Below are 13,191 nucleotides of genomic sequence, written 5' to 3' on the forward strand. Positions count from 1 at the left end.
GGTTTACCAAGCACTCCGTTCCCGATAGAAGGGTACCGGTTCGGATGTATACTCTATTTGTTTGGTCAGGTAAGGCAACACACGCATTTCCGTAATCGGTTCGGTATCATAGTTCTGATTACCGGTCAGCGTTGCAGCGAATAAAGCGATACCTGCATCTTTGGGCAGAACCAGCATTCGGGCATTTGCCGGAATATCTAAACATACCTTGTACAGATAAGCAAAGTTATAAGAGTCATTTCCTTTGCGTGCACTATGTTTATGATTGGCAATATAGCCGATAGAAGCATCTTTGATATATCCCTCACTTTCGCCTTTCCATCCCCACTGTCCATAGAAACCGGAATAATAAGGCACATTTACCTGATAAGGCTTATCATCCACCAGGAAAGTAGCCCGACGGTCATCCTTTACAGAAGTCACCAGAAGAAATAGTTTATCCATGCCATGATGCTCAGGCAAAAGAATGGTATCCCCATTCGCCCGGACGTAATTGAAAATAGCAGGATCATTCTGTATACTGAATTCAACCCCATCCGAAAGGATCTTTTCGGGCATCAGTTCGGCTGCCAGTGAATTACCTTGCCGGTCGAAATTACCAGCACGATTAAACTCATCAGTTGTTAAGGCTACCGCATTATAGGGCAGTTCCAATGGTTGGCATTCAGGAACCGTCAGCAAAGGCTTTTGTTTGAATGTAACCCTAAATGTGCGGGGTTGAAAAGCTTTACCACTGACGATCAGCCTATTACCAGAGAAAGTAACTTCACCTTTTCCTTCCTCTATTCCGTTTACTTCTTTGGCATTTTCAATATCAGATGCAAACTCTATATAAGCTTGGTCGTAAGAACTGCCATAGATCTCATTGATACGAACAATATATCCGCGTCCATCTTCCGCTTTTTTAATAGCTTTCACAGCAATCTGAGGACGGTCTGTACGGGCAAATGAATAAGAACGCCCCAATTTACCCGCATGCTTAGTAGTGGTAAAAGCCAACAGGGGCTGATTGAAATTCTCCGCCTTCCAGGCAATGCCTGCTTGAGCAGCATCCTCTTTATGTCCCACAATGGCATAACGGAAAGCATGATGTCCATGATCCTGATGATCCTGATATGTATAATGCTTACCGGGTTGAGGAGTATGAAGCAATGTCAGACGGATGGTATTATTATCAGGCTTATCCCATCCATATTTAGATTCATTCAAAATGGATATGCCATAAGACGCATCATCGGCAGTCAAGTCGGCCCACTGATGTCCCAGTACCTCAAAAGAGTTCTCGATATTGTTGCCGCGCTTCACATAACCTAAACCCAAGTCATAAGTAGCTTTTTCATTGGAGATTGTGGTTGGAAACTCTGCTTTCAGCAAAGCTTTCTTTCCTTGCCAGTCAAATTCGTTACTGATCTCAATTCTATCATCCTCGGCTCCATCCGTTAACGTGATATATTGTACAAACCTAGAGTCTTCATGAGTACGTTCCACACGTAAAGATGCTCTCAACGGTCCATTCTCTGCCACGGTAATTTTAACATTGTCCGTGATGGAAATACTCGGCCCATCCAGAACTTTCTTGTAAATTTCCCAAGCCGGATAATCAGTAGAAAGATTTTCCGTAAACATCATCAGACGGAACGGCTTACCGGTTTGCACCAGTTCACGATTATTCTTTTTATCAAAAATGGAAGCTATGTCACCCTGTTCATTCAATGCTATCTTATAAATAGTGTTTTCAAGAGTTCCGTTCTTTGCCAGCAGTTTTCCGGAAGATGAAGTTCTTCCCGGTTGAATGCTATATACTGAGAAGCTAAGTGGATCTACTTGCGCTACAAACAAAACCTCGGCTATTCCATTCTCCCAAGAAATCAACTGTGCAGGCATATTTTCCCCTTTCTGAGAGGTTACTTTAATTCCTGACGGTCGTTTATCCATCTTAACCGTAGCCTTCACCACATCTCTCCGACTGGAAGCTACAGGATTATAAACCACAACCGGCATCCCTTTTACTTTGGTATCCAAAGCACGACTCACTGCCCCCACTGCTGTAGTAATGGTTTCTGCAAAACGTGTCTGAGCTATCAGTTCATCATTCCAGGAGAAAGTGTATGATTGCGGAATACTGGTTCCCGTCAGGTCATCGTGAAATTGATGCCACAGGAAACGCTGCCAGTTTTCACGCAAAGCATCGGAAGGATATTCCAAACCTCCCAATGTTTCCGCCACTACAGATGCTCTTTCGGCTGCATCCGCCAAGTGTTCGTTCCGTCGGTTGAAATGTTTCATTGCAGCCTGCGAAGTGTAGCACCCCACTCCATGCACATCCATCAGCAGTTCTCCGTCATAAACGGGTAGTTCGGGATGCTTTTCAAAAGGATAATAATCTTCATATATTTGTCCGGCTTTGGCACTGATAATTTCTAACGGGCCATCTGCCTTCAAACTTTTTTCTAATGAATAGACGGAAGGAAGCGTTGGCGATCCGCCACGGTCTCCTACACCATAATAACTATAAGCCGTATTATCAGGTCCTAGTTTAGCTCTTTCCAGAATGCGGCGATTGATACTGATATCATCGTAGTAATACGATGTACCGTATCCTCCGGCATCCAGTACTGCCATGATCCGCGCACCATCCAGACCTTGCCAAAGCCCTATCTTGAACGGCATTTTTTCTTTTTCTCCAAAATATGGATTTTTCCGCCACTGGAGTTTTTGGGTAGAGAATCCTATCAATCCGCAGTGTGCGGCGATGGTAGGCAATGTGTAACCGAAACCGAAACAGTCCGGCAGATAAATATCGTTTGATTTTACACCAAACTCTTTTTTATAGAATTCCTGCCCTAACAGGACATTCCTGAAAAAGGATTCGGAGGAAGGAATATTAGGGTCTGTCGCTTCCCATGCACTTCCCACTACATTCCAGCGTCCTGCCTTGATGTACTTCTTTACAAGCTCATACTCGTGCGGATAATACTCCTTCATCCACGCATATTTCTGAGCACTCTCAAAGTTAAAGATATAATTGGGGAAACGCTCGAAGAGCCAAAAGTTCTGTACCATTGTACGGTGCAGATAATCATCAATAGATTCGCGTACATCCCAGTTCCACTGCGTATCAAAATGGGCTGTTGCTACCAGATACGCCTTATACTCTTTTTGCTGGCTGTACAATATCTGTACGAAGCAAAACAGTGACAGAATGCAACATAGTATTTTTTTCATCTTTCACTTTTTTAGTTAGAGAAAGTTTTCGTAATAGATTATGGTATCTTTTAGAAATAAGAAGAGTATACCCGAACCGTATCTGAGCCCTACCTGAGCCCTACTTGCTCCGTACATTCTCCAGCCAGAAGTACCTCTGAGTGGAGAATCCCCGGAGATGGTACGGAGCAAGTAAGGCTCAGGTACGGTTCGGATATATAATTATCTACTTTTATCTGGCAGGCCAGGCATTCTTCAAAGGCACTTCGCCACGAAGCATCTTACGAGCCTGCCCCGTAAGCCACAAGTAGTGGTCGGTGGGCAGATCATCTTCAACCCCTTGAAACACGATGTTCAGTTCACTGGCCTTCTTGCACCAGCCACCTTCAAGCTGACTTTCGTCCTTAGGCGAGGAACCATGCCCATAACTGCCTTTCGCCTTATTATACCACACATAGTAATCCGTTTCAGGCACATTGCTCGGTACATCGCTTTTATTAAGGCATTTGAAGATGGCAGTGCCCTCGTCTATTTCATCAAACATTGCGACGTAAATCATTTCTGCTCCCAACTTGATGCCACCATAGATCTGTTCCCAGAAGAATCTTCCACCCAGACGCTCCATCACACTATTATTCGGATGCATATTCAGGTCAGCTCCACCAGGGAAACAGTGGGGAGCATAGTGTACTCCATTTTTCTTGCACCATTGAATGTCCGCATCAATGATAGGCTTGCGATGGCTATTATAAACCTCTATCGAACCATAACGACCTACAAACCAAGGGAAGATGACATTGGCACTCTTCACAATATCAGTATATTTGGCACGCGGCCATTTAGATGAACTATGCGTACGCCAATCATCGTTCACACCCAGCATGATGCTCCAACCCTGCTCTTTCAATGCAGCTATAAGGCTGGCTATCTGGTCTGCATTGAAAGGCTTTTCATCAAACCCCACACCCCAAAGAGCAAGCAACGGTTTGCCATCCTCATAGAGATAGTATTTCTGTTGGTTACGGTCTAACAATTGATACGTATCCATAATGGCCTTCGCATCGGCAAGCAACGCACTTTCATCACGGTTTCCTTCCATAAACCCACCTAAATCATACATCACGCTGATGGCTCGCTGAAATTGGTTACTTCCTTTCATCGCGTGCTTCAACACCATATCGAAATGATCTTTTCCATCAGGATTATTGATTACCTCACCTACAAAGCGTTGCATAAAGACACCATCAATGCCATATTCCTTCATCCATTTGAAATGAAGCAACACACTCGACTCATCGTAAGCACTGTACACCTGAGCTGCTTCACCATTGGGCAATATAAATTTAGAAGAGCGACCTTTAGGTCCATCTACACCCGGAGTGTATCTCTTTTCATATTCAGACATATCGGGCCACATATCAATAGAGTTCTGCAAAACTCCCGGCTTGAACACTTCACTTTCACGATAGTGATACCAAGCCGTGTTATCAGAATTGCTATGCCTGCATCCGTCACCCGGCGCACCAAACCATCCTTGATAGCCTGCCATCACCAAGCCACGATAGGTATCGAACGGTTTGCCGTCTTCATGGAGTTCAAAATCCGGCTTATTATAAACATCTTCTGCAGGAGGTGTTTCTGGCTCTTCTATTGCCGGTGGAATATAGTCACCTTTGTCATCACCACAGGCTACTAATCCCAGGAAAAGGGTACCCAACAGCCAATAATTTATCTTATTTTGTTTCATTATTTCCATTTTTTCAGTTAAAATAAAGGCCGGAAGAACAAACATACGTCTCCCTTCCGGCCATTGTCACAATCTTACTACCTCTGCTCCAACTACTCGTTGGGAACTTCTATCTTTACAATTTCTGTATAATTGTACTTTTCAAATTTATCCTTTACTTTGGCACCCATACGGACAAAGTAAATGTATCCGGGCTTTACCTGCAAAGACACTTCATACGCTATACTCTTGCCATCGTCCTCTTTAGGAATCTTATCCCAAGTTTTCATAACGTTAATCTTGCCGGGCTTATCGTAATAACCAATATGATTGGAAGCACCGCAGAAATGATTCAAACTGAGAAACGGACAAACATCCATAACTTGTGGGAGCCCTTCAGTAATCGGAGCATCCAAACGGCAGGACATGGTGAGTGTGGTTCCCTCAAGTTTCGTTTTGAAGTCAAACAACTTCAAATAAGGCGTCACCTCAAAATTTTGAGTAGTCTTGCTACCGATACCCATACGGATAGTATCAGAAGGCCACCAAGACCCTTCCGGTACCATATCATACGTTCCGGCAAAGAGTTTGGTATTATTGAACGTACCGTCTTCTTTGATGGCAAGATCCTGACTTCCGGGATTAACTTTATAACTCACCTCCCAGATGCGAATATGGCAATCTCCTCGATCAGAAACAATGCCTTCTCCGGTAGTGGAATCTATAATCTTCCCATAGAAATGGCAATCGGGAGCATCGAAGTTATCTACCCCCATGCAGGATACCACCAGCAATGCTGAAGCAGCACATATTAAACTATATATTAACTTTTTCATATCAATACTTTTCTATATAATTATTCATTAATGGCCATCATTACGAACCAGTAACGGATTCTTATTGATTTCACCACCCGGTATTTGATCGTAATAATCTTTCTTATTAAAATTCACCCTACGGCCTTCACGTTCCACTTCAGGCAAGAATATCCACATATATTTTTTATCAGGATCATCTCCCTCCTTCCAATCGGGATTGATTTCATCCAAAACCTGATAAGCCAGCAGTCCATGAGTATACACACCATCCATGAACATAATGTCGGCCACTCTCCAGCGACGAATATCGAACACACGGTGATTTTCAAAGACAAGCTCACGGGCACGTTCATCACGGATATATTGCAGGTTCTCGTCAATCGGGAAACCATAGATTTCGGAACCTATATCAGCCGGATTGGTAACCATTGCATGAGGATGGGCACCTGCACGATCACGGATTTCATTGATATGCTCAAAAGCTTCTGCCTTCAAATCATCACTACCGGTAATCAATCCCAGTTCATAAGCTGCTTCCGCCCAGTTCAGTAAAATTTCACCATAACGGAATACTTTCCAAGGTTGAGAATTGGTAAAGAACACACGGGCATTAGTACCTTCAGCCTGTACATACTTACGAATACAAGCACCCATACGAGAATAGCCTTCATCGCCCGTACCTTCCGCCAAACCATGAATACCGTTAATCTTCACATTGGCATGACCACCGACATCTTTGCGTGTACCGGGCTGAGCAGCTCTCACACGGAACTGAGCAGTATAGTCATTTACACTTCCTTGAGTTTCGGCAGTACCATCAGCTACAGTACCCGGATAGCTAGTATAGACACCAGCCTGAAAATCAAGTTCCGTACCGGACATGCTTTCTTTCATTCCGGTAAAGTAGTAATTGGCACGACATCTAGGTTCCATTTCACCGTTGTTCCAGAGTTCAGTCACACTTTTGAAACGAATGGGGTTCCCAGTTTCCGGATCGATAATGGCAGGCATCTCATACAACCCCATGATTTCCCATGCAGGCTGAAGCGCAACGCCTACGTCACCGGAGAGTCCTACACCCTTAGGCAATACCATACAGTCCCAGCAGTGGAACAAGTTGGTATCGAACGGCGTGCTGGTGTTGGGACCATACTGTTTTACCATGATATCTTCTACCGTATTCGGATTAAGGAATACTTCCGTATAAGCTTTCTCCTTATCAGCACCTGTATGAAGTCTGAATCCAGCATCTTTCAGGAACTTACAGGCATCGTATGCATATTGGAAGAATTCCTGTGCGTGATCTGCAGTCATGCACATCAGACCAGCATTTACAGCTGGACCGGTGACAGCCAAATACTGATTGTATTTGGCAACAGACCCAGCATATAACATGGCACGTGACATCAAAGCCGCAGCTGCATAACGATTGGCACGCCCCACCTCGTCTTTGGAGGCAGTAGCATTCTCCATAGCAAACTTCAAATCTTCATAGATGAACTTCCAGCAATCATACTCAGTATTACGCGGTTGCTGAAGTTCCTCCAATGGAGCCTTTGGGTCAAGTACCTTCTCTACAATAGGCACACCGCCATAGCGTTTCACCATTCCAAAATAGTAGAATGCACGCAAGAAACGCGCCTCACCTAAATAAGAATTATAAACATCTTCCGTAAAATTGCTTTGATACTCAGGCAATTTTTCCAACATATTGTTAAGTTCACGGATACGATCATAAGGCCAATAGTCAAAGCCGCCATAAGAAGTTGCACGACCTGCCGCCTCAGCAGCACAGGATGCTGCACTAGATTTCTGAGCCTGCCACTGATTTCCACCTTTGCTTGAAGTAGCATAACCTTTCTGGTCTCCATTCTGACCATAGTTAAAATCCTCAATGGGCAGATCATGATACGCCGAAGCAAGATACTTCTTGATGCCATTGTCTGATTGAAACAGCACATTCTCGTAAACAAGCCCTTTCGGCTCCAAATCCAAATCATAACAGGAAGTTGCCGTAAGTCCCAATGCAGCTGCTACAAATATATATTTTAATGTTTTCATATTCTATTCTTTTTATCTTTAGAATTTGATGGTTGCACCAATATTAAACGTACGGTTCACAGGGTAGTTATAGAACAAAATTCCAGAATCAGCATTATTGTTCGCACCGCCCTGACGTCCCGGACGTTCCGGGTCTATATTATCCAGACCTGTAAATGTCAAGAGGTTATAGGCATTGAAATAGATACGAAGATTCTGAATTCCTGCTTTGGCTATCCAAGTTTTAGGCAATGTATAGCCAACTTCCAGCGTTTTCAAGCGCAGATAAGATGTATTCTTGATACCCGTTCCGGCATTGCTAAAACTATGACCTGTGGCCGGATAGAGACCGGATACCCACTTCGTGTTCGGATTGAATGGGTCATCACTCGGATTAACCGTATGCCAGCGATCTAGATAAATATCCAATACCGCACCACCATTGAACGGACCTACCTCTGTGAAGACCTCATCGTATGAATTGTAAACACCTGCTGCGCCTTGCCAGTTCATAGATACATCAATGCCTTTCCAATCGGCTCCCATTACAAAACCATAGTTGAATACCGGCAAGTTGTAAGATGCCATCGGATGATTGTCCTCACCATTTATGATACCATCACCGTTCCAGTCCTTGTAATAATAGTCACCAGGTAAAGTTCCCTGCCCATATCCACCACCAGTAAGGTCGTGATAGCGAATTTGTTCATAACTGCTGAAACGTCCTCCTTCTTCATAAGAGAACCAGATATCTTTGTTACGTCCAGATACATCGCGACGCCTCCATGCATCCATAGAGTTGCTGGCCTGACTATCCAAACGATAATCCCAACGATTCTTTGTGGCAGAAATTTGTCCGCCTACCCAATAGTTCACATCACCCACACGATTCCGGTGATTCAAACTGATCTCCCAACCGAAAGTCTGGTCAGCATTTAAGTTCTCTTGAGGTAAATTTGCACCAACTGTACCCGGAACAACCGTTGAAGCTGTAGCAAGCAAACCTTCACGTTTACGCTTAAAGAATTCGACCGTACCACTCAATTTTTGATTCCAAAGGTCGAAATCTAAACCCAAATTCACCGTTTTTGAAGTATACCAAGTCTTATCTGGATTCGGAATGGCAGTTGGCTCTACACCAGTCATCAAAATGCCGTTATAAAACCAAGCGATCCTGTCTTTATTAATATTATAAGCCACCGCTGTTTCAGGATAAGTACCTGCAGCACCATCATCACCCATCTTTCCCCAAGAACCGCGAAGTTTCAAGTTGGTAAGGAAAGGGACTAACTCTTTCACAAATGGTTCTTCACTAATACGCCAACCGGCAGATACACCCGGGAAAAATCCCCATCGGCCATCTTTCGGATAGCGAGACGAACCATCTTCACGGAAAGAGAAATCTACCATATAGCGACCTTTGTAGTCATAGGTCAGTTTACCGACATAGGCCTGTCGGGTTACGTCACCTGCACCACCCATAGAACCAATCTGGCCTTCTTCTTCACCATAAATCAAGTATTCACCTACCAACTGCATGACACGTTGTGCATAGAAACTATCCCAATTGTTATACTGCTCTTCAAACAATACCATGGCACTCACATTATGATCACCGAACTTACGGGCATAATTCAAAGAGAGTTGCATTGTTGTTGCGTATCCCGGATCAGTGCTACGGCGCAAATTGCTGTCAGGATTACGTTCAAAGCTTTCCAAAGTACCATCTTCTCTCCTGTTATACAATTTATACGGACGTTTGTATTGTGTATTATTGGTAGAAGAATAATCATAGCTATAAAAAGCTTTTGCATTCAAACCCTTTACGCCTGGAATGTCGTAAGTCAATGTCAAGGAACCATTAAAGTTAACACGTTTCTCACGGCGATAACCGGTGAGATCACTATTGATAGCAGCTACAGGGTTTTCAGGTTCGCCCATTTCACTATCCCAGGCAGGATAGTTATGATCACCGTCTACATAAGCTTCTGAAGTCGGACGGTAAGTCCAAGCTTTCTTATATACGCTCCAAATATCGGTAAACGGTTGGTTCTTTTCATCCATATAACCACTAGCCTGTACAGAAGCCTTCAAACGGTTAGTAATTTTTGCATCAATATTGCTACGGAAATTCCAACGATCGTAATTCAAAGAACCACTTTTATAAGAACCTTCCTGTTTCAAATAACCGAGATTAAAGAAGTAGTTCACTTTTTCCGAACCACCGTTCACACTGATATTGTACTGTTGCTGCGGAACATTATCATCGAATAATTCTTTTGTCCAGTTCGTACTTTTCTTCTTTCCGGTACTATACTCCATCATTTGTTCCCAAGTATATTTAGCAGGAGTACGGTTAGGATAAGTATTGTCGCCGAAAGCATTATAGTATTTTTCATTGATAAGCAGCATGTGGTCTGCGGCACTTGCAGTCTGTGGCACATAAAGGAACTGTTGCCAACCATAATTAGCAGAGAACGTAATGTCGAACTTACCATTAGAAGCTTCACCACGTTTAGTAGTAACCAAAATTACACCATTAGCAGCACGCACACCATAGATAGCTGCAGAAGCATCTTTCAATACGGATACATTATCAATTTCATTGGCATCCATACGAGAGAAATAAGCCTTGTCACGAGGAACGCCATCAACCACAATCAGCGGTTCACCCATACCACGAATATCAAGGGCATTATCAAATTCACCAGGCTGCGAACTCTTTTGGAAAATACGCACACCAGGAATCTTACCTGAAAGCATATTTACCACATTCTCATTCTTGGTAATAGCAATTTCCTTATTATTAATGGCAGAAACCGCACCTGTCAATGTAGCTTTCTTCTGTGTACCATAACCTACAACCACGACTTCGTCCAAAGCTTGACTATCTTCTTGTAGTGTAATCTTCAAAGTGGTCTTATTTGCCGTAACCACAGCATCCACATAGCCGATAAAAGATACTGTCAATTTTTCATTAGCATCGGCAGCTATCTCAAATTCACCATTAATATCGGTTATGACACCTCGTGTGGTCCCATTGACCCGAACATTAGCTCCAATGACAGTTTCACCCGTCTGATCAACCACAGTACCGCGAACGATGCGGTTCTGGGCCGACATAGGTAACGTCATCAGGAAGCATAGAAGCACAAACATCATCGATTTCCATAAGGAGGATGCACTTCTATCATTATTATTCAGATTTATATTTTCCATGTTATTCTCTATCTATTTAGAAAAGGTCTATAAGAAAATCTCTATTTGCATCAAGAGATTTTCTTATTATTATTTTAAAATTACTCTTCTATCTTAGTGGGGTTATCTACTACACCCTCAGCACAATCACGACGATTGATCCAAAGGAAGCACAAACAGCCATCACTAATATCTCTAGAGCCATAAGCATATTCAAAGCGAACACCAAAGCCTACACGAAGAGCCCAGCCACCATAAGCCTCTGTTGTTTCGAAGTTACCCTCGTTTGTGATTTTAAGACCATTAGCCACCATAGTAGAACCATTAAGCCCATCAAATCCATTCAGAATTTCACCATTGCACTCAGCACCGGCAAACGCTTTCTTTTCATCGTCACTCATAGTCCAACTACGACGTTGAGAAGAAGCGATAGAAGTCTGGCGGTTATAATAGACAACATTACCTTGGAGTTGTTTACCAAAATCATCCACGACCAAAGACGAACCATCAGAATAAACAAGATTATCACCATCAACCTCAGCGATATACCCCTGAAGAGCCTCTACAATTTTGGCACCACCCTCACCATGTTTCAAAGACAATTTGCCATTGGCTATCACATCATATAAATTAAGACTGTTTACTCCAGGAGCAAAAACAACAGGAGCACCTTCGTTCGTACCTTCTGCAGGCATCTCACCATATTCCACATGTGGTTCACCTAAGCCTTTCAAAGAGCCTTTAAACACGTCATCTGCAACAACAGCCAACGGATCTGTTACTACTACATAAATTTTAGCCTTCACAATGTCATCTGCAAGCACGTTTATCAAGAACCCTGAACGATCTGTATTCTCATTAAAGCTTGTTCCCGGTCTTTCACTAAATTTCCACGTACCGTCAGCTTTCAAACTAGACTTCAGCATTTCAATTTTTTCCTGTGCTTTGCCCCCCGGTTGTTTACTTGCTGCTGCAATAGCAAACTCAGCCCTTTCCGGAAGTTCTGAGAACAAATCTTTAAAGTTCAAATCTTTCAATAAATCCAAACCATTAATTGTCATTTCCTTAAAACCATCCGCAAGATCTTGGGGATTATAATCCGCTTTAATCGTAACACCTCCTAAATCTTCAGCTATGGAAGAAAAGTCATCAGACACTTTCACAGTAAAGTAATTAGAGCCAATAATCGTTCCTTTTAAATTCAACTGAAGAGATACAGCATAAGTTTTTCCAGCTTCCGCTTCACCAAGAGCCTTAATAGGTACTTTTATGAAATCGCCTTCCAATGTCACATCTCCGCTCACTTTAAACTGTTCACCATCAGCTGCACGAGTAAGCACATGAGATTCAGCAATTGTAAATTCGGCACCATCCAAGCTTTTGAGAGCCGGTCTTGCCAAGAAATTCACTGTGGTAGCAGTATTACCGATCTCTACAATACCATCTATTGTCTCCGGACTATAAATCAAAGAATTCACTAAAGAACCTAATGGAAGGATATATTCTTCACCTTCTATTGTAATGATAGCCTCCGTATCAGTAACTACTATAGAGATATTTCCTCCACCCGGCTTAATTACAATCTTTTGCCCATCACTCAACGTTAATGTATACGTGCCATTACTTTCATCTACCTTCGTAATGCTCGCACCAGTCATCAAGGCTTTACTTAATTGAGTTTTGATGTCATCAATTGCTACCTCAATTACTGACACTCTTGACTTCAGATCATCAACATCATCATTGTCACATGAAACAAAAGTTCCTGTTGAAAGAACCACTGCTCCCAAAAGGAGCGCATTAAAAAATCGTTTGTTCATAATAATTAAATTAAAAGTTGGTAAATATATAAGTTAGGTCACTAAAAACCTTTATCTTTCTATTGTCATAAGGAAGATTATCCACAGGTGGATGCTTTACGTATACTTGTGCATTTTTCATATTTATTAATTTAGTGTTTTAAATTCTATGAAGGCAAAAGTATGGTACGAACGTTAAAATAGTCCTTAAAAAGACATTAATCGAAGTAGTTTTTTCAAAGGAAAACAAGGGTTTCAGAGCATTTTAACTCTTTCACATTAAAGAATCATATATAAATGGATTAATCGAAGAAAAATAGACCTCAGATAAAGGTTATTCTTGGATTATGTATTATAATTAAGCCTTTCATAAAAACGAAACTTGTGGCTATACAACCCATAAATC

The 13,191-nt window shown here is 42.5% G+C and carries 6 protein-coding genes; all 6 read right to left on the reverse strand.

Going from position 1 to position 13,191, the window contains the following annotated elements; genetic code table 11:
- Window positions 1–3: 3 nt before the first annotated feature.
- The 6 genes from BACINT_RS02985 to BACINT_RS03010 all read right to left on the reverse strand — a co-directional run bounded on the left by BACINT_RS02985 (window position 4) and on the right by BACINT_RS03010 (window position 12,806).
- Complete coding sequence (locus BACINT_RS02985; protein ID WP_007660517.1) at window positions 4–3,225, reverse strand: alpha-mannosidase; 3,222 nt, start codon at window positions 3,223–3,225, stop codon at window positions 4–6.
- A 211-nt stretch (window positions 3,226–3,436) separates the two neighbouring features.
- On the reverse strand, window positions 3,437–4,951 hold the full coding sequence (locus BACINT_RS02990) for a glycoside hydrolase family 71/99-like protein (protein ID WP_021968032.1): 1,515 nt from the start codon (window positions 4,949–4,951) through the stop codon (window positions 3,437–3,439).
- Between the two features lie 92 nt (window positions 4,952–5,043).
- Entirely contained in the window at window positions 5,044–5,766 is a 723-nt protein-coding gene (locus BACINT_RS02995; RefSeq protein WP_021968031.1) for a DUF3823 domain-containing protein, read from the reverse strand.
- Window positions 5,767–5,793: 27 nt separating this feature from the next.
- Window positions 5,794–7,809, reverse strand: coding sequence for a RagB/SusD family nutrient uptake outer membrane protein (locus BACINT_RS03000; RefSeq protein ID WP_007660520.1), 2,016 nt, complete (start codon window positions 7,807–7,809; stop codon window positions 5,794–5,796).
- An 18-nt stretch (window positions 7,810–7,827) separates the two neighbouring features.
- Window positions 7,828–11,007, reverse strand: coding sequence for a SusC/RagA family TonB-linked outer membrane protein (locus tag BACINT_RS03005; protein WP_007660521.1), 3,180 nt, complete (start codon window positions 11,005–11,007; stop codon window positions 7,828–7,830).
- Window positions 11,008–11,087: 80 nt separating this feature from the next.
- Window positions 11,088–12,806, reverse strand: a complete 1,719-nt coding sequence (locus tag BACINT_RS03010) for a PL29 family lyase N-terminal domain-containing protein (RefSeq protein WP_007660522.1) — start codon at window positions 12,804–12,806, stop codon at window positions 11,088–11,090.
- Window positions 12,807–13,191 lie beyond the last annotated feature (385 nt).

The sequence above is a fragment of the Bacteroides intestinalis DSM 17393 genome (assembly GCF_000172175.1).
GTDB classification, from domain to species: domain Bacteria; phylum Bacteroidota; class Bacteroidia; order Bacteroidales; family Bacteroidaceae; genus Bacteroides; species Bacteroides intestinalis.